This is a genomic window from uncultured Neglectibacter sp. (assembly GCA_937958185.1).
Lineage (GTDB): Bacteria > Bacillota > Clostridia > Oscillospirales > Acutalibacteraceae > Acutalibacter.
Genome location: CALFFN010000028.1, coordinates 119,642 through 142,206 on the forward strand (window position 1 = coordinate 119,642; position 22,565 = coordinate 142,206).

A 22,565-nucleotide genomic window follows, 5' to 3' on the forward strand; every position below is an offset into this window, starting at 1 on the left:
CATGCAGGTTTTCCGCCGGAAAGCCCTGTCAGTTCCCAGACTCAAAATGCCGGATAAAGTCTGTATAGTAATCGCCCTTACGGAAGCGTTCGTCCCGGATAATGGCGATCTGGTCTTCAATGTTGTTTTTCGGTCCGTCCACAAGCAGCTCGCACAGCGCCGCCTGCATTTTACGAATGGCTTCCTCCCTGGTGGAGGAATAGACGATCATTTTCCCCAGCATGGAATCGTAGTAGGGCGGTATTTCATAGCCCTGATACAAAAAGGTGTCGAACCGTACCCACGGTCCGCCAGGCGTGTGGAGAAATTCCACCTTTCCCGCCCCCAGCGCGTTGACCCTGCACTCGATGGCAGCCCCGGTCACCTTGATGTCCTCCTGGGTGAAATCCAGCGGCACGCCTGCCGCAATGCGTATCTGCCACTTTACAATATCGATCCCCGTGACAAGCTCGGAAACAGGGTGCTCCACCTGCAGCCGGGTATTCATTTCCATAAAATAGAAGTTCTTTTCTTTGTCCAGTAAAAATTCCACCGTGCCGGCATTGACATAGCCCGCTGCCTTTGCCGCCTTCGCGGCGGTTTCGGTCAGCTTTTGCCGCAGCTCCTCCGATACCCCCGGGGAGGGGGACTCCTCAATGAGCTTCTGGTTGTTCCGCTGAATGGAGCATTCCCGCTCCCCCAGGCAAACCACCTGCCCGGCTTCGTCCGCCAGCAGCTGTACTTCAATGTGTTTTACAGGGTCGAGATATTTTTCCAGATAGACCCTGCCGTCTCCAAAGGCTTTTTCCGCCTCGCTGGAGGCGGTCTCATACGCTTTTTCCATATCCTCCGGGCGCTTGACCAGCCGGATCCCCTTGCCCCCGCCGCCGGAGCTTGCCTTGATGAGCACGGGATAGCCGATGGCTTCCGCCTTTTCCCGGGCTTCGCGCCAATCCCGCAGAATGTCCGTTCCAGGCGTGACAGGTACGCCGTTTTCCCGCATCAGCCGCCGGGCGCGATCCTTGTCCCCCATCTGGGAAATGACCTCCGCCGACGGTCCGATGAACGTGAGCCCATACTGCCTGCACTGACCGGCAAATTCGGCGTTTTCCGCCAAAAACCCATAGCCCGGGTGAATTGCCTGCGCCCCGGTCGCCAAAGCCGCGCTGAGAATGCGCCGGATATTCAGATAGCTGTCCTCCGCCCTGGCGCCGCCGATACATACCGCCTGATCCGCCATGGCGGCGTGGAGGGAATCTCTGTCCGCTTCGGAATACACCGCCACGGTGGAGATACCCATTTCCTTACAGGCGCGAATAATGCGAATGGCGATCTCGCCCCGGTTGGCAATCAGAATTTTGGTGAACACTCCACTTCATCCTTTCCAAAGACTGGAGAACCTTTCCTTCCAGTCCAAAGGCTAAAAAGCTTTTTTCAAATCGAATCTCGACGATTCTGTTTTTGGGATTTCGGAACTTTCTTACCGCCCGCGGTGGGAAAAAACAGTAAATCAGAAGCTCTCAATCTACAAGGGCAAAGGAAAATTCGGCGCTGACGCAGAGCTTCCCGTTCACCCTGCCCGTTCCCTTCGCGAAATAGAACTGTCCCCGCTGGCGGAGAAGCTCGCATTCCGTCTCTAAAGTATCCCCGGGCTTTACCTGCCCCCGGAACTTTACCTTGTCCAGCCCGGTAAACAGCGGCGTTTTCCCTGCCGCGTCCTCAAGGAGCAGCACACAGGCGGACTGCGCCATCATCTCGCACTGAATGACCCCCGGCACAACGGGGTTCCCCGGGAAATGCCCCTGCAAAAAGAATTCGTCCCCCCTGATGTGGCACTTGCCATGGGCCTTGCCATCTATCAGCTCCACCTCGTCCAGCAGCAGCATGGGCTCCCGGTGGGGCAGAAGCTTCTTGATCTCTTCCCTGTTCATAGCGCTTCTCCTTTATACAATGCGGAACAGGGGCTGGTCGTATTCTACCACCTGTCCGTTTATGGCGCAGACCTCCGCCACCGTGCCGTCTATTTCGGCAGGGATCTCATTCATCAGCTTCATCGCTTCGATAATGCACAGAATGTCTCCCTTCTTCACCTTGTCCCCCACCTCTACAAAGGGCTTGCTGTCGGGGGAAGCGGCGGCATAAAACACGCCCACCGTCGGGGAAGCCACAACGGTCCCCTCCGCTTTCGGGGCAGGCTCCGTCCCGATTGGGGTGGTTCCCGCTGGGGCAAAGGGAGAGCTTGCCCTCTGGGCAGGCATGGCGGCTGCCAGCGCCGCCGCGATCTCCTGCTTGCGCTCCAGCTTGATCGCCGCGTCTCCCTCCTGCACCTCCAGGGCAGTCAGGTCATTTTCCCGCATGACGCGGGCAAGTTCCTCAATGTGCTTGATGTCCAAGGAAAAAGCCTCCTTTTCGATATCGGGCTGAAGGGGCGAACGCCCAAGCCCGCAAATCAGTTCTCTATTTTCCGAAATGCCAGATACGCGTTGTGCCCGCCGAAGCCCAGGGACGCGGACAGCGCCAGCTCTACCGTGGCTTCTCTCGCCTGATTGGGCACGTAGTCCAGATCGCAGGCGGGGTCCGGCTCGCTGTAGCCGATGGTGGGGGGAACGATATCGTTTTTCACCGCCAGCGCGCAGACGATGGCTTCCACCGCCCCGGCAGCGCCCAGCATATGCCCCGTCATGGACTTGGTGGAACTGACCATGCACTTTCGCGCCGCTTCCTCGCCCAGCCCCTTTTTGATTGCCAGCGTTTCGCTGGAATCGTTCAGGGGCGTGCTGGTGCCGTGGGCGTTCACATAGATGTTCGCCGGGTCGGTTTTATCCCCCTCCGCCTCGTCATATGCCATTTTCAGCGCCGCCGCGCCGCCGATGGCTTCCGGGTGGGGGGCGGTGATGTGATAAGCGTCGCAGGTCACGCCGTAGCCGCACAGCTCGGCGTAGATTTTCGCACCGCGGGCTTTTGCGTGCTCATATTCCTCCAGGACCAGCGCTCCCGCGCCCTCGCCCATGACAAAGCCGTTCCTCCGGGCGTCAAAGGGCACGCAGGCGGACAGGGGGTCTTCGGTGGTGGAAAGGGCTTTCATATTGGCAAAGCCAGCCACGCCCACCGGCAAAATCGCCGCTTCCGCGCCGCCTGCCAGCACTGCGTCCAGATAGCCGTGCCTGATGGCGCGGTAGGCTTCGCCGATGGCATTGTTGCCCGTGGCGCAGGCGGTGACCACCGGCAGCGCTTCGCCCCGGAAATCGTGCTTGATGGCAATCAAGCCTGCTGCCATGTTCACGATCAGTGCCGGAATGAAAAATGGGGACACCCGGTGGGGACCCTTCTCCATCAGCGCCTGGTGCTGCTCGGAAAAGGTGTTGATGCCGCCGATGCCGGAGCCGAAATACGTGCCGATGCGCTCCGGGGGCAGGGTTCCCTTGATCCCGCTTTCCTCCACCGCCTGGGCGGCAGCCGCCAGAGCGTACTGGCAGAACAGGTCGTGCTTGCGCACGTCCGCCTTCTCCATGTATTGCAGGGGGTCAAAGCCTTTGACCTCCGCCGCGACCTTCACCTTATAGTCCGTAGTATCGAATTTGGTGATTTCCCCGATCCCGCATTTTCCCGCTTTCAGGCTTTCCCAAAATTCGGGAACGCTGTTTCCCACCGGGGTGATCGCCCCCATGCCTGTGATGACTACACGTCGCATTCAAATTCTCCTTTCGTGCCAACTGTCACCTTTCCGTCCTTGACTCTGGTCTTTCTCCAGATTCTAGATGCTAGATGCTAGATGCTGGATTAAGAACACGCCCTATTTCCAGTCTTGCTTTGATTTCTTCATTTTTCTTTTCTTTTCTCTTGACCTTCTCCAGTATCCAGCGTCCAGTATCTAGATCGCCAATCCACCGTCTACCCGGATCGTTTCCCCGGCGGCTTTTTCTTTTCGCTTCCCCCCCCCGCCTGCGGCGGGGGGGAAGCGATCATGAATCAAATCGCCAGCCCGCCGTCTACCCGGATCGTCTCCCCGGTGATGTAGTCCGATTCCGGGGAAGCCAAAAACAGCGCCACATTGGCAACGTCCTCCGGCGTGCCCATTTTTTTCATGGGCACCTGCTGCAGCAGGGGGTTGTCCTCCTTGATATCCTTTGTCATATCCGTGGCAATGAAGCCGGGGGCAATGCAGTTGCAGCACACGCCCCGACTGCCCAGCTCCTTGGCGATGGACTTGGACATGCCGATGAGACCCGCCTTGGAAGCGGCATAATTGACCTGTCCCACATTGCCCACCAGACCCGCAATAGAGCTGATATTGATAATTTTTCCGTACTTTTTCCGCATGAAATCCCGGTAGCAGGCGCGGGTCATGTGGAACGCGCCTTTCAGATTGATATCCAGCACCAAATCGTAGTCGTCGTCCTTCATGCCCACCATCAGACCGTCCCGGGTGACGCCGGCATTGTTCACCAGAATGTCCACCTTGCCCAAATCGGCTTTCACCGCTTCCACGGTCTCTTCCACAGCCTTTTCGTCCCGCACGTCGCACACATAGGCTTTCACCCTGCGCCCCAGCGCTTCGATCTCCCGGCAGGTCTCCTCGGCAGGCTCCGCCGGTCCTACATACACCACGGCAATATCCGCGCCGTTTTCCGCCAGCTTCAGGGCAATGGCTTTGCCCAAGCCCTGAGAGCCCCCGGTCACCAATGCGATTTTTCCTTCCAGTTTCATAAAACAGCCTTCCTTTCTCAGCCCTGCAAAGCGTTCACAGCCGCCTGCAGAGTTTCTACGTCTTCTACACGGAGGACCGTCGCGTCCTTTACCGTCTTTTTGATAAGCCCGCACAGGGTTTTCCCCGCGCCGCATTCTATAAAGGTGTCCACCCCCTGCGCCGCCAGGTTTTCCACGGTCTCCTGCCAGCGCACCGGGTTCTTGACCTGCTCTAAAAGCAGCTCCTTGGCGTTTTCTCCATAGGGCTGGGCGGTAAAATTGGCGTACACCGGCAGCCGGGGGCGCTTCATGAATATGTTTTCCAGCTCCCCGCGCAGCCGCTCCGCCGCGCCCGCCATCAGCGGGGAATGGAACCCGCCGCTGACTGCCAGCGGAACCGCTCTGCCGCCTTTCTCCGCCACACTGGCGCAGAAGGCTTCCAGCTCCGCTTTCTCCCCGGCAACCACCAGCTGCCCGGGGCAGTTGTAGTTCACCGCCCACACATGGGAGAATTCTCTGCAAAGCTGCTCCACTGTCTCGTTAGGCAGCTTCAGCACCGCCGCCATAGCACCGGGGCTCTGCTCTGCCGCTTCCTGCATGGCTGCTGCCCGCCGGCAGACAAAGGAGAAGCCGTCCTCCTCGGAGAACGCGCCGGAAAAGGTCAGCGCGGCTACCTCTCCCAGGGAAAAGCCCGCCGCGAAATCGGCGTGAACACCTGCTTCCTCCAGCGCCCGTGCCGCCGCCAAATCCACACAGTACAGGCAGGGCTGGGTATTTTTCGTGAGGGAAAGCTCCTCCGCAGTGCCGGAAAAGCACTGCTCCGACGTGCCGGGGCGCAGCTTGTCCGCTGTTTCAAACACCTGCCGCGCGGCAGGGCTTGTCTCAAACAGCGATTTCCCCATGCCGGAATATTGCGAGCCTTGTCCAGAGAATACGAATGCAATTTTTCCCATAACTATCACTGCTCCACTTGCTGTAGACTTTTTTCCTATCGGTCAGGCGCTATACTGTCCTCCTGGAATTTCCCCAGCGGGGAAATTCGCGAACGAAAACGGAACCCGTTTTCGTTTCTCCCTTGACCTGAAAAAACAAATGCAATTTTTCCCATAACTATCACTGCTCCACTTGCTGTAGACTTTCTTTCTATCGGTCAAGCGCTATACCGTCCTCCTGAAATTTCCCCAGCGGGGAAATTCGCGAACGAAAACGGAACCCGTTTTCGTTTCTCCCTTGACCTGAAAAAACAAATGCAATTTTTCCCATAACTATCACTGCTCCACTTGCTGTAGACTTTTTTCCTATCGGTCAAGCCTTTTTCTCGTCCTTCTGCTCCTGCTGTTCCGCTGCTTCCATGTTCTGCTCAGGCTGGTTCGCTTCGTTGATTGCGTTAGTGACCAGGTTTCTCAAATAGACATTCAGGTCGCCGTAAGCGTCCTTGATCCCGGCTTTTACCGCCTCTCTGACTACAAAATACAGGATCGCAATGCCGACGGCTGCCCAAAAAACGGTAAAAATAATTGGTTCCATCAGAATCGCTCCTTCCTCAGCTCAGCCAGCGCCCGGCGGTCTTCAACACCTCTTCCGCTTCCGTAAACATCTCTTTGATGATCTCCGCGGCGGGCTGCTCCCGGTTTACCATGCCGGCAATCTGCCCGGCAAGGAAATCCCCCGTCTTTTCGTCGCCCTCCACGGCGGCGCGGTACAGCGCACCGCCGCCCAGCTTTTCCAGCTCCTCGTCAGACATGGTGCTGTACTCCGCCTTGAGGTAATCCTTCGAGAACTGGTTCTTGATCTGCCGCACCGGGTGCCCCAGCCGCTTGCCGGTCACCATGGTGGAAATATCGTTTGCTTTCAGCACTTTTTTCTTGTAATTGGGGTGAACGCCACACTCATGGGCGACCAGGAACCTGGTTCCCACCTGCACGCCTACGGCGCCCAGCTGGAACGCCGCCGCGATCCCCCTACCGTCGCCGATGCCGCCTGCGGCTAAAACCGGCAGGTCGGTGGCGTCGCACACCTGGGGGACCAGCACCATAGTGGTCAAATCCCCCACGTGCCCGCCGGATTCTCCTCCCTCGGCGATCACGGCGGAAGCGCCCGCCTTGGTCACCAGCTTTGCCATGCCCACGGAAGCCACCACAGGGACCACCTTGACCCCTGCTTCCAGCCACATAGGCATATAGCGGGAAGGGTTCCCCGCGCCGGTAGTCACCACCGCCACGTGCTCGTCGGCGGCAAGCTTTGCCACCTCGTCGGCAAAGGGGGACATGAGCATGATATTCACGCCAAAAGGCTTATCCGTCAGGCTTCTGGCAATGTCGATCTCCTGTTTCAGGTGCTCGGCGCTAGCGTTCATGGCGGAAATGATGCCCAGCCCGCCGCCGCTAGATACGGCAGCCGCCAGCTTTCCATCGGAGATCCACGCCATACCGCCCTGGAAAATGGGGTATTCGATTCCAAGCAAATCGCAAAGAGGTGTTTTTATCATATCAAAAGCTCCTTTTTATCAGATCGTTTTTACCATCGAATCACGCAGGACGCGCTGGAAAGTCCCCCTCCTCGTCAGGCTTCGGCTTTGCCGCTCGAAGTGCTGCTGTCTGCAGCCCATCTTCGCTTTTCAGCCGAGCCTTCCTCTCCCCAAAAAGTCTGACGACTTTTTGGGGTTTTGAAAAGCTTACCACTTGACAACGCACGCTGCGCTGGATAAACCGCCTCCAAAGGCAGAAAGGACAACAATATCCCCGGGCTGCAAAAGCCCTGCCCGGTTGATTTCGTCCAGCAAAATCGGCTCGCTGGCGGAGGAGGTGTTGCCGTATTTTTCAATGTTGACAAAGAATTTCTCCGGGGCGATCTCCGGCAGCCTGCGCCGGGCTTCGTTGATAATGCGGTAATTTGCCTGATGGGGGATCACCGCCTGGACCTGCTCCCCGGTAACGCCCGCCTTTTCCATGACGGAGCGGATATCGTTCACCATGGAGGTCACGGCAAATTTATAGGTTTCCTGCCCCTGCATGTTCACCTTGTTTTTGGGCATTTCCCGTTCATAAAACGGCGAATTATTCCACCAGGTGGGAATGGAGATGATGTCGTCCCCACCCTTTGTGTGCAGCTCGGACGCCAGATAATTGTCTCCCTCGCCCAGCACTGCCGCGCCCGCACCGTCGCCGAAAATGCAGCAGGTGCTCCTGTCCGTCCAGTCCAGCAGCCCGCTCATGCGCTCGGCGCTTACCACCAGCACCTTTTTGACCGCCTTTCTGGCAAAAAAGCCCGCCGCCACGTCCAGCCCGAATAAAAAGCCGGGGCAGGCAACATTTATATCAAAGGCGGGGCAGTGGGCGCCCAAACGGTTCTGCACCATGCCGCCAAGCCCCGGGGAAATGGTATCCGCGCTGATGGTGGGCGCGATGATCAAATCCAGCTCCTCCGGGCGCACCCCGGCGCTGTCCAGCGCCCGGCGGGCGGCTTCCACGCCCAGCTCCGTCACTGTTTCCGTGGTGCAGACATGGCGCTGCTTCACACCGACCCGTTTTGTGATCCATTCGTCAGAGGTTTCCACCATCTGAGAAAGGTCGTCGTTGGTCACGATACGTTCCGGCACAAAGCTGCCCGTGCCTAAAATCCGAAAGCTCATTGCCTGCTCCTTTCCATTCTGCTTTTCCCCGATCTCTGCGAGAGAAAACGGGGAGAATCTAACTTTTTAATTGTACCGAAAAAAGCCGGATTTGTCAAATCCTCCCACCGATGGCGGGAAGCCTTCCCTCCCCTCGGCAAAACCTGACAAAGCCCGGCTTTTTTTCCGCAAATTATAATGCAAATCCACCGCCGACCCCCAGCACCTGCCCGGTGACAAAGGTGTTTTCCGCAAGGAACAGCATGGCGTCCGCCACCTCCTCCGGCGTGCCGATCCGCCCTAAGGGCGTTTCTTCCTCCAACGCCTGCATATCCTCCGCTGACAGGTCTCCGTTCATGGGAGTGTCTATCACGCCAGGGGAAACGCAGTTCACCCGAACGCCAGAGGGGCCCACCTCCTTCGCCAGCGCCCTGGTCAGCCCGATCACCGCCGCTTTTGAGGCGGAATACGCTGCTTCGCAGGAAGCCCCCACCTCACCCCAGATGGAAGCCACGTTGATGATGTTCCCCCTGTGCTGCCGGAGCATGGGCGGCAGCGCCCTGCGGCAGCACAGGAAAACGCCGGTACAGTTCACGGCGAACAGCCCGTTCCAGTCCCCCAGGCTCATGTCGGGCAGCAGACCCTTCCAGTCCGCCCCGGCGTTGTTGACCACCGTGTCCAAAAAGCCGAAGTGCTTCTCCGCCCGGCAGAACAGCTCCTCCACCTGCCGCTCGTCCTTTAAGTCTGCGGGAAAAATCTCCGCGTCGCCGCCCAGCAGCTTGATCTGCTCTGCCGTTTCCCTGGCAGCGGCTTCCCCGGTGTGAAAATGCAGCGCCACGCCCCAGCCCTGCCTGGCAAACGCCAGCGCCGCGGCTCTTCCGATCCCGCCGGACGCCCCGGTGATCAGCACATTGCTCATAATTCAAACTCCCCCCGTTCATATAAAATCGCGGAAAGCGCCGCTAAAGGCGCTGTTTCCGTCCGTAAAATGCGGCTGCCCAGCGTGAGCAGCTTCGCGCCGCAGCTTTCCGCCAGCGCCGCTTCCTCCGGGGCAAAGCCGCCCTCAGGTCCCACAAACAGAAACAATCGGTCCCCTGCCGTTTGCAGCGCTTCCTTCAGGCTGGCTGTGCCGTTTTCATAGCAGAATAAAATCGTTCCCCGGGCGGCGGCAAGCTCCAGCGCCTTTTGCAAGGGCAGCGGGGGTAAAACCTCCGGCACCCTGCCCCTGCCGCTTTGCTGGGCGGCTTCCAGCGCCACCTTTTGCAGCCGCGCCAGTTTCTTTTCCATGGATTTTCCGTCCGGGCGGGAGATGCACCGGGCGCTTTCCACCGGCAGGATCTCCACCGCGCCCAGCTCCACAGATTTCTGCACCACGGTTTCCAGCTTGTCCCCCTTGGGGAAGCACTGGCACACCGTCACCCGGGTTTTCGGCTCGCCCCGGCTGTCAACCACCCTGTCCACCCGGACCAGGGCGCCGTCCTCCCGGCATTCCAGCAGGGTGCACAGGAAATCCTTTCCCGTTCCGGCGCAGAGGACCGCAGTCTCTCCCGGGCGCATTCGCAGCGACCGCACCATGTGCAGCCCGTTTTCCCCGCCCACGAAATATTCCCCTGCGGGCTCCTGTTCCACAAAAAATCTGGGCATGGCTGGCTTCTCCTTTTCCTGGGGTTTTCCTTTTCTGCATTGTACCTTTCCCGCCCGTATTTTGTCAATGCCGCCGGTTCCCAGATTGTTCATGACTTTTTCATTCTTTTGTGCTATACTAGTCGTTAGTTATTAGTTGTTAGTTGTTAGACGCCTTTCGGCACCTGTAAAAAAGTTAAATCATTGGGAGGGGAGATCATGAAACGACGTATTGCCACCGGGCTGATCGCGGTCTGCCTGCTGCTGTGCTGCTCCGGCTGCTCCTTTTCCTCCTTTGATACCAAAAACCTTATGGCGCCTCCCAAGGTCAATGAGGACCAGCGGGCGATCCAGGAGCTGCTGCAGGGCGACCGCCCGGATATCTCCTTCGTCTATCCCCAAAACGGCGAGTACCGTTCCGCCGTTATCATGCACGATTTCACCGGGGACGGGGTAAAGGACGCCGTGGGCTTTACTTCCTCCGACAACAGCAACCCCGGCGGCGTGGAGGTGCAGTTCCTGGTAAAAACCGAAACGGGCTGGGAATCCATTGCCACCTTCCAGAACACCGCCCTGCAGGTGGACAGGGTCTGCTTCGGCAAGCTTTCCCAAACGGGGCGCAGCCTGGTGCTCATCGGCTGGGGCAGCACCGCCGGGACCACCGGGCGCACCGCCGCGGTCAACGCCTATGTCTGCGGGCTCAGCGGCAGCGTTACGGAATACCCGCTGGGGGCTTACGCGGAAATGGCTGTCACCGATTTCAACAACGACGGCGTGCAGGAGGTCTTCACCGTGGATAAATTCCTTCCCGCCGAGGCGGAGGGGGACGAGCCCACCCCTGCCAGGGCAAGGCTTTTCGCCTGGAACAGGGGCGGCATGGAGGAAATCTACAGCGTGGACGCGGACAACTCCATTTCCAGCTACCTGTCCGCCACCTTTGGACAGTTGACCGCCTCCCTCTACGGCGTGGTGCTGGACGGCATGAAGGCGGACGGCAGCATCAGCACCCAGGTTTTTTACTGGGACCAGGATTCCCTGCAAAACGCCCCGGAGGGGGTCAATACCGAGGAATACAATAACCCGTTCCTGCGCCCCTCGTCCTCACCCATTCTGTCGAGGGACTTAAACGGCGACGGCATTTTGGAGATACCTACCATATCCACGCCGCCGGAGCTGCCCGTGGAGACCGTGCCGGACGCCACCAGCTATCAGGTGAACTGGCGCCGCTTCCAGCCCGGTTCCCAGCAGCACCGCACCGTGCTGCGCACCATGATGAATCCCACGGAAAACTACTGGTTCCGCCTTCCCCTTTCCCTGGCGGGAAAGATCGCCTCCACCAACGACACCGCCCGGCGCACGGTGACCTATATGGAAATTATCCAGTCGGAGGAAGACGGCAGCTACCTGCTGGGGCAGCCGCTGTTCGCCATTCGGGTGTTTACCCGTTCCGCCTGGGAGAGCCGGGGCGCCAGCAGCGGCTATGAACAGCTTGCCGCGCAGAGCGATTCCGTTTACGGCATTCAGGTGTTTACCAGAGACAGCGTTATGCTGCAAAGCATTGCGCAGATCAAGGAAAATTTCAAGCTTCTCAGCGAATCCTAGCGGCAAGCCGCCTCAGGCGCTGAAGTCCCAGCTTTTCGTGATTTCCCCCTAACTGAAAGGAGAACTGTTCCATGAAAAAAATACTGGTGGTAGAAGACGAACAGAACATTCGGGAATTTGTAGTCATCAACCTGGAGCGCGCCGGTTACCAGACCGTGGAAGCGGAAAACGGCGAGCAGGCGCTGGAGCTGTACCAGAGCGCCCAGGGAGATTTCGACGTGGCAGTGCTGGATATCATGATGCCCGGCGCTTACGACGGGCTGGCTGTCTGCAAGGAGCTGCGCCGGCAGAACAGCTCCATCGGCATTATCCTGCTCAGCGCCCGCACCCAGGAAATGGACAAGGTGAGCGGGCTGATGATGGGCGCGGACGATTACGTGACCAAGCCCTTCTCCCCCTCCGAGCTGGTGGCGCGGGTGGACGCCGTGTACCGCCGGGTGGCGCTTGCCGCCAGGAACCGGGAAAACAATGTGGTGGACGAGCTGCGGTCCGGGGATTTTACCCTGAACCTGCGCAACCGCTCCCTGAAAAAAGGCGACAAGCCCATTGAGCTGACGCAGGTGGAATTTCAAATCATGGAGTATTTCTTTTCCAATCCCGGCGTCGCCCTGCCCCGGGGGGATATTTTGAAGCACGTTTGGGGCGGTGGCTATGTGGGCGAGGAAAAAATCGTGGACGTGAACATTCGCCGCCTGCGCATGAAGGTGGAGGAGCAGCCCTCCGCCCCTGCCCATATCGTCACCGTGTGGGGGCTGGGGTACCGCTGGGAAGTTTAGTTGTTAGCTGTTAGTTGTTAGTAATTAGAAGAAGGGCAAAGGCGGTAACCGCGGGACTGATTTTTCATGAAAAATTTCCCAGCTGAAAGGAAAACGGTTCCCCTGTTCTAAATATCCAGTATCCAGAATCCAGCGTCCAGCATCTAAAATCGCGTCGAAAGGAGGGGGATCCGTGACAAAAACAAGGAAAAGCATTTCCCGCCGGTGGTTCGTGAACACCATAGGCGTGGCGTTTGCCGTGCTCACCATTTCCATCGTTTCCCTGTCCATCACGGCGCAGACCTCCACCTACAGCGGCATTGAGCAGGCGTTGACCGGGCGTGTGGACGAGCTGCTGAACTGGCTTTCCGCCGACAGCGGGGGATATGGCAGCGTATCGGAATTTACCGCCGTCGCCCGGGATTACATCGAGCAGTTCCGCGATAAAAACGAAATGGAGATCATGGCGCTGAACCGCACCGGCAGCGTGTTCACCACCTCCACGGGCTTTGAGCCCGACCAGTCTCAGGATATGCCGGATTACGAAGCCGCCCTGTTCAGCCCGGAAAATTCCGGCAAATGGGTGGGAGAGCTCAATTCCGGCGAGCGGGTCATGGCGATCACCCGGGTGATCCGGGACGACGGCGGGGGGCTGATTGGCTCCGTCCGTTACCTGGTTTCCCTGGAAAAAGCGGACCAGCAGATCGGCAGGACCGTTCTGGCGCTGGTGGCGGCGGGCATTTTTATCATGCTGCTCATCAGCCTGTCCGGCATGTATTTTATCCGTTCCATCCTTCTCCCGGTGCGGCAGGTCAGCGCCGGGGCAAAGCAGATCGCCGGGGGCAATTTTGACGTGCGTATCCCAAAGGCGCGGGACGACGAGCTGGGCGACCTGTGCGATTCCATCAACGACATGGCGGGAGAGCTTGCCGCCACGGAGCAGATGAAAAACGACTTTATTTCCTCCGTGTCCCACGAGCTGCGCACCCCCCTGACCGCCATCAAGGGCTGGGCGGAAACGCTGCAAAGCGGCACGGAGCCCAAAACCACCGAAAAGGGCGTGAATGTGATCATTCGCGAGTCGGAACGCCTTTCCGGGCTGGTGGAGGAGCTGCTGGATTTCTCCCGTCTGCAAAGCGGGCGAATGCGCCTGCTGGTATCCCGCATTGATATCCTGGCGGAGCTGGACGAGGCGGTCTATCTGTTCACCGAGCGCGCCAGAACAGAGCAAAAGCAGCTGAATTATGAAGAAAACACGGTGCTGTCCCCTGTTTACGGCGATGTGAACCGCCTGCGGCAGGTCTTTGTCAATATTATCGACAACGCCTTGAAATATACGGAAGCCGGGGGAGAGATCACCGTGTCCTCCGCGGAGGAAAACGGCAGTATCCGTGTAACGATCCGCGATACGGGCTGCGGCATTCCCGAGGAACACCTTCCCAACGTAAAGAAGAAATTCTATAAAGCCAATCAGCTGGTCCGGGGCTCCGGCATTGGGCTGGCGGTGGCGGACGAGATCATCGCCATGCACGGCGGCACGCTGGAGGTGACAAGCCAGGTGGGCGTGGGCACCACCGTCACCATCAGCCTGCCTACCTGCGAAACGCTGGAAGCCCACCCGGAGCGCGTCGACACCCCGGAGATCCAAAAATTGCTTCAGGAAAGGAACGAGCAGAACCATGAGTAAAAAAATCACGTCCATTGGCGGACAGGCCCTGATGGAGGGCATTATGATGGTGGGTCCCCGCCGCACGGTGGCTGCCTTTTGCAGCGAAACGGGGGAAATCTCCACCGAGGATATCGAATACACCCGCATCACCCAGAAATATCCCATTTTGGGGAAACCCTTTCTTCGGGGGATTTTCGCCATGATAGATTCCTTCCGCATGGGCTACAAGGCGCTTTCCCTCTCTGCCGACAAGATCACCGAGGACACCGGCGAGGAGGAGCTGACCGGGCTTGACAAGTGGCTCAATGACCATCTGGGCGAAAAAATGACCGGGATCATCATGGGCGTCGGCGCCGTGCTGGGCGTAGCGCTGGCGATTTTGCTGTTCTTCTTCCTGCCCACCTGGCTCTTTAACCTGCTGGAAGCCGCCGTGCCCGCCGAAATCGGAGGGTTCCGCTCCATTTTTGAGGGCGTTCTGCGCATTGGCATTTTTGTGGGGTATATCCTGCTGATCTCCCTCATGCCAGATATCAAGCGCACCTTTCAGTATCACGGCGCGGAGCACAAAACTATTTTCTGCTATGAAAACGACCTGCCCCTGACAGTGGAAAACGTGAAAAAGCAGGGGCGCTTCCACCCCCGCTGCGGCACAAGTTTTTTGATCCTCATGCTGCTTTTGAGCATTATCGTGGGCTTTTTCATTCCCTTTTCCAATCCCGTTGTGCGCACGCTGGTAAAGCTTTTGTGCATTCCCGTCATTGTAAATATCGGTTATGAAATCCAGAAATACTCCGCCCGCCACCCAAACAGCCCGATCCGTTTCCTGGTGGCGCCCGGGCTGTGGATGCAGCGCATTACCGTAAAAGAGCCGGACGACAAGATGATAGAAGCCGCCATCACCGCCATGGAAGCGGTGATCCCGGAAAACGGCGAGGACCTGATCCAATGACCTGCCGGGAGCTGTATTTAGCCGCCCGAAAACAGCTTGGGGACGCCGGCATAGAAGACCCCGGCACGGACAGCCTGCTGCTGGCGGAAGCCTTTTTGGGTCTGAACCGCACCGGGCTTGCCCTGCACGGCGGGGAAACCCCGGAAAAGGAGCGGGAATCCGCTTTCCTTGCCGCGGTGCAGGAGCGCCTTGCCCGCCGCCCCCTCCAATACATTTTGGGCAGCTGGGAATTTATGGGGCTGACCTTGAAGGTCGGCGAGGGCGTCCTTGTGCCCCGGGAGGATACCACCACAGCCGTGGAAGCCCTTGCGCAGCGGCTTTCCGGGCAGCCAGCTCCCCGGGGGCTGGACCTTTGCGCGGGAACGGGCGCCATGGCGCTGGGGCTCTGCACGCTGCTGCCCCATGCGAAGATCACCTGTCTGGAGCTTTCCGACTGGGCATTTCCTTATTTGGAGCAGAACCTTGCCGCCTATCCCCAGTATGATATCAAAGCGCGGCGGGGGGACATTTTACAGCCGGAAACGGCGGAACGCTTTCCTCCAAAAAGCCTTGATTTTATTGTGTCCAACCCGCCCTATATCCCCACCGGACAGCTTGCTTCCCTGCAGCCGGAGGTACGAAACGAGCCTGCTTTGGCGCTGGACGGCGGCGGGGACGGGCTGCGGTTCTACCGCGCGCTCTGTTCCCTGTGGCTGCCGCTGTTAAAGCCCGGCGGCGTGCTTTCCGTGGAGATCGGCGAGGAGCAGGGGGAAGCTGTTTCCTCCCTGTTTGCCCGCCACGGGCTTGCGCAAATTGAAATTTATAAGGACTGGGCAGATTTTGACCGCTGCGTCATCGGCACAGTGCCGGAATAATTTCTCCCCCTCGCGGACCGTGCGGGGGATTTTTCGTGTTTTTCGAACAATTCCCACAACGGCGCGCGCCTTTCCCTAAAATTCCCTTGACCTGTTTCCCTCTCCTAAGATATGATGGAAATGCCCCGACAAAAGAAAGCAAGGAAAGTCGGGACAATGTGATAACTTCAGGATATACTTTGCTTACAGCGGAAAGGAATTGCCATGGATTGGACAAAGGCGGTCAGCGAAGCGGTAAGCTACATGGAAAGTCACCTCACCGAGGATATCACCCTTTCCGATGTGGCGGAGCACGTTGCTATTTCCCCCTTTTATTTTCACAGGGGGTTCAGCCTTCTGTGCGGCTATTCCGTGATGGAATATGTCCGCAGCCGCAGAATGGCACGGGCAGGGGAAGACCTGCTTGCCACCGGCGCCACCGTGACGGAGCTTGCCATGAGGTACGGATACGATTCCCCCGACAGCTTTGCAAAAGCCTTTACCCGCTTCCACGGAAGCAGCCCCCTGGCAGTGCGCCGGGAAAATGCGGCGGTCAAAGCCTTCCCGCCGCTGAAGCTGGCAGTTTCCCTGAAGGGCGGGTGCGGCATGGAGTACCGAATGGTCAAAAAGGAAGCCTTTTCCGTTTGCGGAGTGTCAAGGGTGTTCCGTTATTCCACGGCAAAGCAGGATATCCCCCTGTTTTGGGAGGAGCATTTCGCCTCAGGAAAGGGAAAAGAAATACTCGGAAGGTTCGGGGTCAATATTGACCCTGAAATGGGGCACGAGACCTTTGAATATCTGATCGCCGACCTTTACGACCCTGGGTTGGAGCTTCCCGCAGGAACGGTGGTAAAGGCCATTCCCGCCTTTACCTGGGCGGTCTTCCCCTGCCGGGGGGCGCTGTCCCATTCCCTGCAAAGCACCAACATCAGGATATTTTCCGAGTGGCTCCCGGCGCTGCGGGACTATGAATTTGCCGCGGGGTACTGTGTGGAGCTGTACGACGACCCCGCAAAATACCCAAAGGGGACTGCCGACGAAAACTATTACGCTGAAATATGGCTCCCTGTCCGCAGAAAATAACAGGAGGAAACAACATGGAACTGGAACAATGCAAAAAAGAAGCCTTTACCGTCATTGGCAAAGAGGGCTCTACCCTGGACGGAGCCGGGTTCATTCAAAAGCTGTGGGACGCCGCAAACTCCCGCTTCCCGGAAATTGAACCGCTGGCAAAGAAGGACGAAAACGGGAAGCTCATAGGTATCTGGGGAGCGATGTCCGATTTTTCCCGCTCCTTTCAGCCCTGGGAAAATTTTGAACAGGGGCTGTACCTCGCCGGGGCGGAATGCCGGGACGACGCCGAGTCCCCTGCCGGCTGGACAAAATGGGTCGTGCCCGGGTATGAATATATCCGGGTAAAATGCGACGGCGGCGACGTCTTTTCTCAGGCGCTCTGCTATCTGGAGGAGCAGGGGCTTTCCCTGGCAGGCGCCGTTCACGATTTTACCGACCCCCGGACCGGGGAAAACTATATGTACTTTCCCATCAGGCGGCTGTGAGCCGTTTCCCATTGACTTCCCATCAAAGGGTGGTTTTGGAAAGCTCGAAAATTACACGGTCAAAAAGTTCCCGCAGGTCAGAACGGACTGCGGGAGTTTTTCTGTACGGAAAAGTTTTGCTTGACTTTTTGCTGCCCGCTGGTATAATAAGTATAACTTTTCATACTTTTTATAATAGGAGGTGTTTTCATGGCACAGCCAAAAATACCGAAAGGAAAAGCCATCGCCACCGCGAAGGTCGGGGAAAAGGGGCAGATCGTGATCTCCAAGGAGATCCGGGATATGTTTTCCATTTCCCCGGGGGATACTCTGTTACTGCTGGCGGACGAGGAGCGGGGCATCGCCATGGTCAAGGCGGACGATTATTTGAATTTCGCCGGGTCTATCATAGACGCCATACAGAACCCGAAGAAAGAGGAGGGACAGCCTTGAACGTGCTGACTGTTGAAAAGCTTCGCAAAAGCTATCCGGGCTTTTTGCTGGACGACGTTTCCTTTGCCGTGCCGGAGGGGGACATCATGGGCTTCATCGGGCGAAACGGCGCGGGAAAAACCACCACCCTCAGCTGCCTGTTGAACCTTGTGCACCCGGACAGCGGGGAGATCACCTTTTTCGGGCTTCCCTTCGCCCAAAACGAATGGGAGATCAAGCAGAAGCTGGGGTTCGTCTCCGGCGGCGTGGACTACTACCCCCGCAAGAAGCTGGGGACTATCACAAAAGTGACGAAAGCCTTTTACCGCGATTGGGACGACGCCGCCTACCGCCGCTATCTTTCCCTGTTCCAGCTTTCGGAGGAGAAAACCCCTTCGGCGCTTTCCGCGGGCATGAAGGTGAAGTATTCCCTTGCGCTAGCGCTTTCCCACCATGCCCGGCTGCTCCTGCTGGACGAACCCACCAGCGGGCTGGACCCGGTCTCCCGGGAGGAGCTTCTGGACATTTTCCTGACTCTTGTCCGGCAGGAGGGCGTGTCCATTCTGTTCTCCACCCACATCACCGCCGATCTGGAAAAATGCGCCGATTCCATCACCTATATCCGAAACGGCAGCCTGCCCTTTACCGGGAATATCGGGGAATTTCAGACGCGGTACCGTCTGCTGCACTTCCCCGAGGGGAAGAAGCCGGAGGGGACTGCCGGTCTGATCGGCTTGAAGCAGGAAAAGGTGGGCTTTTCCGCACTGTTCCCGGCAAACCTGCCTGTTCCTGCCAATGCGCAGGCGCAGACCGCAACCTTGAGCGATATCATGGTCCACATGGAGCATAAAAGCTTTTCAGAAGGGGAGGGTACAGTATGAAACAGCTTGTAAAAAAGGAATTTATCCTTGCTGCTCACCCCACCGGGTTTTTGTTTTTGGGGCTCGCCGCCATGATGCTGATCCCCAATTACCCGCTGACCGTCACCTTTTTCTATCCCTGCCTGGGCACATTTTTCATCTGCATGACCGCCCGGGAGAACCGGGATATTTTCTACACCATGCTGCTGCCCGTGAAAAAGCGGGAGCTGGTGAAAGCCCGCTTCCTGATGTGCGGCATTTTTCAGACGGCGCAGGTGCTTCTCTGCGTGCCCTTCTGCTTTCTCCGCGCCCTGTACCCGCCGGAGGGCAACGTGGTGGGCATGGACGCGAATTTCGCCCTGCTGGGCTTTGGGCTTCTGCTGATGGGGCTTTTTAACATCGTTTTCTTCCCCATGCACTACAAGGACCCCAATAAGGTCGGCGTTCCTTTCCTCATCGGCTCCGTGGTCATGTTCCTCGGCATCGGCATTGCGGAGACCCTGCCCCATATCGTCCCCTTTGTCCGAGACAGGCTGGACACGCCACTGTTTGCCTTTCTGCCGGAAAAGCTTCTCTGCCTGCTTCTGGGCGCGGCCCTTTACTTTCTTTTGACCGCCCTTGCCTGCCGCAGGAGCCAAAATTCTTTTGAGGCGCTGGATATTTCCTGACAGCCCGTATCGGAACCATTATCAAAGGACGCTTTCTTTTTGGAAAGCGTCTTTTTTCCGTTTTTCCCAGTTCGGCGGCTTTCGTGGAAAATCCTTTTTTTGAAATGGGCGCTTTTGTTCCCCGCCGCGCGGGCTGCCAAAATTTTTGACAGCCCGCGAAAGCAGGTTGATAGGAAAATCTTCCTGTGCTAAAATAATTGCAAGCAATCATCACAGAGGAGGATACAGATGAACAGAACACTTTCCAAAATTGGCGCGGGCATGGTTACCGCGGCAGTTTTTCTTTTTGCCGTATGCCTGCTGGTGGACTTCAGCTTTGGCTCATACCTTGTCTGTATGTTTCTGCCCATCGGGTACATCATGATGGCGGCAGGCTTTCAAAATGAAAGCGACGAGGCGCACCGGGTCGCGGCAAATGTGGGAATGGCTTTCGCCGCCATATATGTCGTATTGATTTTCCTGGTGTATTTCGCGCAGGTGACAAATGTGCGGCTGGACCACATGACGGAGCAGGCGCTGATGATCTTGGACTTCAAAAGGGGCGGGCTGATTTTCAGCTACGACCTGCTTGGGTACGGGATCATGGCTCTTTCCACATTTTTTCTGGGGCTGTCCCTGAAGGCAAAGAGCCGCCCTGACAAATGGCTGAAGCTTCTACTGACGCTCCACGGGGTATTCTTCCCCGGCTGCTTTTTCCTGCCCATGACCACGATTTTCCACGGCATGTCCGACGGAAGCACCAGCCCGGGCGGCGTTGCTGCCCTTGTATTCTGGTGCGCCTATTTCTTCCCCATAGGGATATTGGCGTTCTTTCATTTCCAGGGCAGAGACAAAAATGTAAAGTGATTGTAAATCGGGCGATCCTATGATATACTAAATAATATCTATCTGCCGCGCAGGATCGGCGAAAAATTCAGAAAGGAGAATGCAGATGAAGCTGCTGAAAAAGCACGCGAAATGGTTTATGGACAGAGTCACCAGGGACCGGCTGGATTCCACCGCCGCTCACAGCGCGTTTTTCCTCATCATCTCCTTTCTTCCCTTTATCGCCCTGGTTCTGACGCTGATGCAGCGCATTCACTTTTCCTCCGGCGTGCCCATTCTGGAAGCCGCTTTAGGGCTGTTCCCGGACGCGGTGGCGTCCTTTGTGGAGGGGCTGTTCCCCAGCCCGCTGGAATCCACCGGCGTGCTGCCCGTCGCCATCATCACGGCGGTGTGGTCGTCTTCCATGGGCATGATTGCCATTATCAAGGGACTGGACCAGATTTACGAGGTAAAGGAGACCCGGAACTATTTCCTGATGCGGGCAATGGCGGTGCTGTATGTGCTGGGCTTTGCCGTGGTCATTCTGCTTACCGCCGCCCTGCTGCTGTTCGGCTCTACCATTTATAACTACCTGTTGCAGCACTCGCCGCCGTTTTTCGCCACGCTGCTGATGAATTTCAAATCTCTGGTGGGCTTTATCCTGCTGTTTTTGTTTTTCACGCTGATGTTCTGCTTCCTGCCCCGGCGCAGGATCAGGTTTATCCACAATCTGGCGGGGGCGGCTTTCGGCGCTGCCGGGTGGGTGCTGTTTTCCTTTTTCTTCTCCCTGTTTGTGGAAAACTTCTCCAATTTCTCCATTTACGGAAGCCTGGCAACACTGGTGGTCCTGATGTACTGGCTGTTCTTCTGTATGTATATCCTGTTTTTGGGTGCCGAGGTCAGCATGTGGCTGGAATCCAGCGGGATCCAGAACGATTTGAAAAATTTAGCCAAAAAACGGAAAAAGGCGCGGGAACGGAAAAAGAGAGAGCGGGCGGAAGAACTGCCGGAAAAGCAGTGAGCCGCCTGCCTGGGAAAGGAATATTTTCAGTATGAAAAAAATCGTTGTCATCGACGGGCAGGGCGGCAAAATGGGCGCCGCGCTCACGTCTCAATTAAAAGCCGCCGGGCTTTCCGCCCGGATCATCGCCATTGGGACCAACTCCGCCGCCACCGCCGCCATGCTGAAGGCTGGGGCGGACGCAGGCGCTACCGGGGAAAATCCTGTGGTAGTCAACTGTGCCGACGCGGACATTATCGCCGGACCCATGGGCATTATCACCGCCAACGCCCTATATGGGGAGATCACCCCGAAAATGGCGGCCGCCGTCTCGGAAAGCACGGCGCAGAAGCTGCTGATCCCCGTGAACCGCTGCTCTGTTACCGTGGTGGGCGTGGAGGAGCTGTCTTTGGGGGATTACGTGAAGCTGGCGGCGCAGAAGGCAAAGGAAATCCTGACACAGGCGGGAAACACACTATGACCCCTCAGGAAGCCATCGCCCTCTGCCTGACCAAAAAGGGCGCTTATCTCGATTACCCTTTCGGTCCCGATTCTGTAATCGTAAAGGTTGGGAAAACCGCGGAGCGCCCGGGCAGGATATTCGCTCAGATTTTCCCCCTGCGGGGAAAGGACTGCATGACCCTGAACTGCGACCGCAGCACAGGGGACTTTTACCGTCAGCTTTTTCCGGGCGTTGTGGTGCGGGGGTACCACTGCCCGCCGGTGCAGCAGCCTTATTTCAACACCTTTCCTCTGGACGGCTCTGTGCCGGACGAGATGATCCGGGAAATGACGGAGCACAGCTACCGCACGGTGGTGAATAAGCTGACAAAGGGTGTGAGAGAGGAACTGGGGCTTTCCGGCGCTTCTCCCTGAAAGGAAACAGTTTTTATGGAGCTTTGGGATATTTATGACGAAACCGGCAGAAAAACCGGGCGCTTCCACGTGAGGGGAACGCCCATGCAGCCGGGGGACTGCCACTTAGGCGCGATCATCGTGGTGGTGAACCACAGCAGGGAGATCCTCTGCACCCTGCGCAGCCCGGAAAAGAAGCTGTACCCCGGAATGTGGGAAAACACCGGCGGCGGAGCACTGGCGGGGGAAACCAGCCGGGCTGCCGCCGTGCGGGAACTGCGGGAGGAAACCGGCATTCACGCCACGCCGGAGGAGCTTGTTTTCCTCTATCGGGTCAAAACGATAGAGCCGAACGGCAACGGAGCCTGGCTTTTCAACGATGTTTACGGTCTCCGCCGGGAGCTGGACACAAAGGACGTGGCGCTTCAGCCCGGGGAAACGGCAGACGCAAGGTGGATCCCCTATGAAGAATGGGAGCAAAAGGCGAGGGGCGCGGAGATTCTCTCCCCCGCCGGACCGAACAACGAAGAATTTTTTGCGATTCTCCGCCGGTTCGTAGAGGAAGCGGGCTTTTAAGATATTTCTTTTCATGGATAGACCATAGAAAACCCTGCGGCGGAACAAGATGAAACTTTCGGCATCGGAACTATCACTTGTCTCTTTGCGATAAGTTTGGACGGAATAAAAGTTTTTCGCTTCCTT

At 57.6% G+C, this 22,565-nt stretch carries 27 protein-coding genes; 15 read left to right on the forward strand and 12 right to left on the reverse strand.

The genetic code is table 11. The features are described 5' to 3' along the window. Positions 1–28 precede the first annotated feature (28 nt). The 11 genes from AB8996_RS09700 to AB8996_RS09750 form a co-directional block, all read right to left on the reverse strand. Entirely contained in the window at positions 29–1,348 is a 1,320-nt protein-coding gene (locus tag AB8996_RS09700) for an acetyl/propionyl/methylcrotonyl-CoA carboxylase subunit alpha (RefSeq protein ID WP_369298779.1), read from the reverse strand. A 151-nt stretch (positions 1,349–1,499) separates the two neighbouring features. Next, positions 1,500–1,910: a 3-hydroxyacyl-ACP dehydratase FabZ gene (gene fabZ / locus AB8996_RS09705; RefSeq protein WP_369298780.1), complete on the reverse strand. Its 411-nt coding sequence runs from the start codon at positions 1,908–1,910 to the stop codon at positions 1,500–1,502. A 12-nt stretch (positions 1,911–1,922) separates the two neighbouring features. After that, complete coding sequence (accB, locus tag AB8996_RS09710) at positions 1,923–2,372, reverse strand: acetyl-CoA carboxylase biotin carboxyl carrier protein (RefSeq protein WP_369298781.1); 450 nt, start codon at positions 2,370–2,372, stop codon at positions 1,923–1,925. 56 nt (positions 2,373–2,428) lie between these two features. Further along, positions 2,429–3,670, reverse strand: a complete 1,242-nt coding sequence (gene fabF / locus AB8996_RS09715) for a beta-ketoacyl-ACP synthase II (protein ID WP_369298782.1) — start codon at positions 3,668–3,670, stop codon at positions 2,429–2,431. 278 nt (positions 3,671–3,948) lie between these two features. Continuing rightward, the gene (gene fabG / locus AB8996_RS09720; protein ID WP_369298783.1) at positions 3,949–4,686 is read right to left on the reverse strand and encodes a 3-oxoacyl-[acyl-carrier-protein] reductase; all 738 of its coding nucleotides are present in this window, start codon (positions 4,684–4,686) and stop codon (positions 3,949–3,951) included. A 17-nt stretch (positions 4,687–4,703) separates the two neighbouring features. Continuing rightward, entirely contained in the window at positions 4,704–5,618 is a 915-nt protein-coding gene (fabD, locus tag AB8996_RS09725; RefSeq protein WP_369298784.1) for an ACP S-malonyltransferase, read from the reverse strand. A 352-nt stretch (positions 5,619–5,970) separates the two neighbouring features. Then, the gene (locus AB8996_RS09730) at positions 5,971–6,192 is read right to left on the reverse strand and encodes a hypothetical protein (RefSeq protein ID WP_369298785.1); all 222 of its coding nucleotides are present in this window, start codon (positions 6,190–6,192) and stop codon (positions 5,971–5,973) included. A gap of 16 nt (positions 6,193–6,208) precedes the next feature. Further along, positions 6,209–7,153 carry a nitronate monooxygenase gene (locus tag AB8996_RS09735; RefSeq protein ID WP_369298786.1) on the reverse strand — a complete coding sequence of 315 codons (945 nt, stop codon included), beginning with the start codon at positions 7,151–7,153 and terminating at the stop codon, positions 6,209–6,211. Positions 7,154–7,339: 186 nt separating this feature from the next. Beyond that, on the reverse strand, positions 7,340–8,296 hold the full coding sequence (locus AB8996_RS09740) for a beta-ketoacyl-ACP synthase III (RefSeq protein WP_369298787.1): 957 nt from the start codon (positions 8,294–8,296) through the stop codon (positions 7,340–7,342). A gap of 172 nt (positions 8,297–8,468) precedes the next feature. After that, positions 8,469–9,194 carry a 3-oxoacyl-ACP reductase FabG gene (gene fabG / locus AB8996_RS09745; RefSeq protein ID WP_369298788.1) on the reverse strand — a complete coding sequence of 242 codons (726 nt, stop codon included), beginning with the start codon at positions 9,192–9,194 and terminating at the stop codon, positions 8,469–8,471. After that, entirely contained in the window at positions 9,191–9,919 is a 729-nt protein-coding gene (locus AB8996_RS09750) for a 16S rRNA (uracil(1498)-N(3))-methyltransferase (protein ID WP_369298789.1), read from the reverse strand. Before AB8996_RS09750 ends, fabG (AB8996_RS09745) begins: the two co-directional genes overlap by 4 nt. A gap of 198 nt (positions 9,920–10,117) precedes the next feature. Here AB8996_RS09750 and AB8996_RS09755 point away from each other — a divergent pair, with 198 nt between their 5' ends. The 10 genes from AB8996_RS09755 to AB8996_RS09800 all read left to right on the forward strand — a co-directional run bounded on the left by AB8996_RS09755 (position 10,118) and on the right by AB8996_RS09800 (position 19,204). Further along, on the forward strand, positions 10,118–11,500 hold the full coding sequence (locus AB8996_RS09755; RefSeq protein WP_369298790.1) for a hypothetical protein: 1,383 nt from the start codon (positions 10,118–10,120) through the stop codon (positions 11,498–11,500). 71 nt (positions 11,501–11,571) lie between these two features. Then, a complete protein-coding gene (locus AB8996_RS09760) occupies positions 11,572–12,276 on the forward strand; it encodes a response regulator transcription factor (protein WP_369298791.1) in 705 nt (234 codons plus the stop codon). A gap of 172 nt (positions 12,277–12,448) precedes the next feature. Next, positions 12,449–13,942: a sensor histidine kinase gene (locus tag AB8996_RS09765; protein WP_369298792.1), complete on the forward strand. Its 1,494-nt coding sequence runs from the start codon at positions 12,449–12,451 to the stop codon at positions 13,940–13,942. Continuing rightward, the gene (locus AB8996_RS09770; RefSeq protein ID WP_369298793.1) at positions 13,935–14,873 is read left to right on the forward strand and encodes a DUF1385 domain-containing protein; all 939 of its coding nucleotides are present in this window, start codon (positions 13,935–13,937) and stop codon (positions 14,871–14,873) included. The genes AB8996_RS09765 and AB8996_RS09770 overlap by 8 nt, the downstream gene beginning before the upstream one ends. After that, complete coding sequence (gene prmC, locus AB8996_RS09775; RefSeq protein WP_369298794.1) at positions 14,870–15,727, forward strand: peptide chain release factor N(5)-glutamine methyltransferase; 858 nt, start codon at positions 14,870–14,872, stop codon at positions 15,725–15,727. Before AB8996_RS09770 ends, prmC begins: the two co-directional genes overlap by 4 nt. 204 nt (positions 15,728–15,931) lie before the next feature. Then, entirely contained in the window at positions 15,932–16,789 is an 858-nt protein-coding gene (locus AB8996_RS09780; protein ID WP_369298795.1) for a helix-turn-helix domain-containing protein, read from the forward strand. 14 nt (positions 16,790–16,803) lie between these two features. Next, the gene (locus AB8996_RS09785; protein ID WP_369298796.1) at positions 16,804–17,265 is read left to right on the forward strand and encodes a GyrI-like domain-containing protein; all 462 of its coding nucleotides are present in this window, start codon (positions 16,804–16,806) and stop codon (positions 17,263–17,265) included. Between the two features lie 189 nt (positions 17,266–17,454). Continuing rightward, positions 17,455–17,697 carry an AbrB/MazE/SpoVT family DNA-binding domain-containing protein gene (locus AB8996_RS09790; RefSeq protein ID WP_369298797.1) on the forward strand — a complete coding sequence of 81 codons (243 nt, stop codon included), beginning with the start codon at positions 17,455–17,457 and terminating at the stop codon, positions 17,695–17,697. 2 nt (positions 17,698–17,699) lie between these two features. After that, entirely contained in the window at positions 17,700–18,557 is an 858-nt protein-coding gene (locus tag AB8996_RS09795; RefSeq protein ID WP_369298807.1) for an ABC transporter ATP-binding protein, read from the forward strand. Next, positions 18,554–19,204 carry an ABC-2 transporter permease gene (locus AB8996_RS09800; RefSeq protein ID WP_369298798.1) on the forward strand — a complete coding sequence of 217 codons (651 nt, stop codon included), beginning with the start codon at positions 18,554–18,556 and terminating at the stop codon, positions 19,202–19,204. The genes AB8996_RS09795 and AB8996_RS09800 overlap by 4 nt, the downstream gene beginning before the upstream one ends. A 21-nt stretch (positions 19,205–19,225) precedes the next feature. Here AB8996_RS09800 and AB8996_RS09805 read toward each other — a convergent pair whose 3' ends face one another. Then, positions 19,226–19,411 (reverse strand): hypothetical protein, encoded by a 186-nt coding sequence (locus tag AB8996_RS09805; RefSeq protein ID WP_369298799.1) that lies wholly within the window; start codon positions 19,409–19,411, stop codon positions 19,226–19,228. A gap of 21 nt (positions 19,412–19,432) precedes the next feature. Between AB8996_RS09805 and AB8996_RS09810 the strand changes: the two genes are divergently transcribed. From AB8996_RS09810 to AB8996_RS09830, 5 genes are all read left to right on the forward strand, one after another. After that, on the forward strand, positions 19,433–20,050 hold the full coding sequence (locus tag AB8996_RS09810) for a hypothetical protein (protein WP_369298800.1): 618 nt from the start codon (positions 19,433–19,435) through the stop codon (positions 20,048–20,050). 85 nt (positions 20,051–20,135) lie between these two features. Then, a complete protein-coding gene (locus AB8996_RS09815; RefSeq protein WP_369298801.1) occupies positions 20,136–21,029 on the forward strand; it encodes a YihY/virulence factor BrkB family protein in 894 nt (297 codons plus the stop codon). A gap of 31 nt (positions 21,030–21,060) precedes the next feature. After that, entirely contained in the window at positions 21,061–21,489 is a 429-nt protein-coding gene (locus tag AB8996_RS09820) for a DUF3842 family protein (protein WP_369298802.1), read from the forward strand. Further along, positions 21,486–21,884 carry an MmcQ/YjbR family DNA-binding protein gene (locus tag AB8996_RS09825; RefSeq protein WP_369298803.1) on the forward strand — a complete coding sequence of 133 codons (399 nt, stop codon included), beginning with the start codon at positions 21,486–21,488 and terminating at the stop codon, positions 21,882–21,884. Before AB8996_RS09820 ends, AB8996_RS09825 begins: the two co-directional genes overlap by 4 nt. Positions 21,885–21,899: 15 nt before the next feature. Further along, positions 21,900–22,439 (forward strand): NUDIX domain-containing protein, encoded by a 540-nt coding sequence (locus AB8996_RS09830; RefSeq protein WP_369298804.1) that lies wholly within the window; start codon positions 21,900–21,902, stop codon positions 22,437–22,439. The last annotated feature ends 126 nt before the right edge of the window (positions 22,440–22,565 follow it).

Coding starts and splice junctions, on each gene's coding strand:
- fabG (WP_369298783.1), bottom strand. CDS start 4,686: ATGAAACTGGAAGGAAAAATCGCATTGGTGACCGGGGGCTCTCAGGGC.
- AB8996_RS09830 (WP_369298804.1), top strand. CDS start 21,900: ATGGAGCTTTGGGATATTTATGACGAAACCGGCAGAAAAACCGGGCGC.
- AB8996_RS09760 (WP_369298791.1), top strand. CDS start 11,572: ATGAAAAAAATACTGGTGGTAGAAGACGAACAGAACATTCGGGAATTT.
- AB8996_RS09800 (WP_369298798.1), top strand. CDS start 18,554: ATGAAACAGCTTGTAAAAAAGGAATTTATCCTTGCTGCTCACCCCACC.
- AB8996_RS09750 (WP_369298789.1), bottom strand. CDS start 9,919: ATGCCCAGATTTTTTGTGGAACAGGAGCCCGCAGGGGAATATTTCGTG.
- prmC (WP_369298794.1), top strand. CDS start 14,870: ATGACCTGCCGGGAGCTGTATTTAGCCGCCCGAAAACAGCTTGGGGAC.
- AB8996_RS09825 (WP_369298803.1), top strand. CDS start 21,486: ATGACCCCTCAGGAAGCCATCGCCCTCTGCCTGACCAAAAAGGGCGCT.
- AB8996_RS09780 (WP_369298795.1), top strand. CDS start 15,932: ATGGATTGGACAAAGGCGGTCAGCGAAGCGGTAAGCTACATGGAAAGT.
- fabD (WP_369298784.1), bottom strand. CDS start 5,618: ATGGGAAAAATTGCATTCGTATTCTCTGGACAAGGCTCGCAATATTCC.
- fabG (WP_369298788.1), bottom strand. CDS start 9,194: ATGAGCAATGTGCTGATCACCGGGGCGTCCGGCGGGATCGGAAGAGCC.
- AB8996_RS09790 (WP_369298797.1), top strand. CDS start 17,455: ATGGCACAGCCAAAAATACCGAAAGGAAAAGCCATCGCCACCGCGAAG.
- AB8996_RS09815 (WP_369298801.1), top strand. CDS start 20,136: ATGAAGCTGCTGAAAAAGCACGCGAAATGGTTTATGGACAGAGTCACC.
- fabF (WP_369298782.1), bottom strand. CDS start 3,670: ATGCGACGTGTAGTCATCACAGGCATGGGGGCGATCACCCCGGTGGGA.
- AB8996_RS09820 (WP_369298802.1), top strand. CDS start 21,061: ATGAAAAAAATCGTTGTCATCGACGGGCAGGGCGGCAAAATGGGCGCC.
- AB8996_RS09785 (WP_369298796.1), top strand. CDS start 16,804: ATGGAACTGGAACAATGCAAAAAAGAAGCCTTTACCGTCATTGGCAAA.
- AB8996_RS09730 (WP_369298785.1), bottom strand. CDS start 6,192: ATGGAACCAATTATTTTTACCGTTTTTTGGGCAGCCGTCGGCATTGCG.
- fabZ (WP_369298780.1), bottom strand. CDS start 1,910: ATGAACAGGGAAGAGATCAAGAAGCTTCTGCCCCACCGGGAGCCCATG.
- AB8996_RS09755 (WP_369298790.1), top strand. CDS start 10,118: ATGAAACGACGTATTGCCACCGGGCTGATCGCGGTCTGCCTGCTGCTG.
- AB8996_RS09810 (WP_369298800.1), top strand. CDS start 19,433: ATGAACAGAACACTTTCCAAAATTGGCGCGGGCATGGTTACCGCGGCA.
- AB8996_RS09740 (WP_369298787.1), bottom strand. CDS start 8,296: ATGAGCTTTCGGATTTTAGGCACGGGCAGCTTTGTGCCGGAACGTATC.
- AB8996_RS09735 (WP_369298786.1), bottom strand. CDS start 7,153: ATGATAAAAACACCTCTTTGCGATTTGCTTGGAATCGAATACCCCATT.
- AB8996_RS09770 (WP_369298793.1), top strand. CDS start 13,935: ATGAGTAAAAAAATCACGTCCATTGGCGGACAGGCCCTGATGGAGGGC.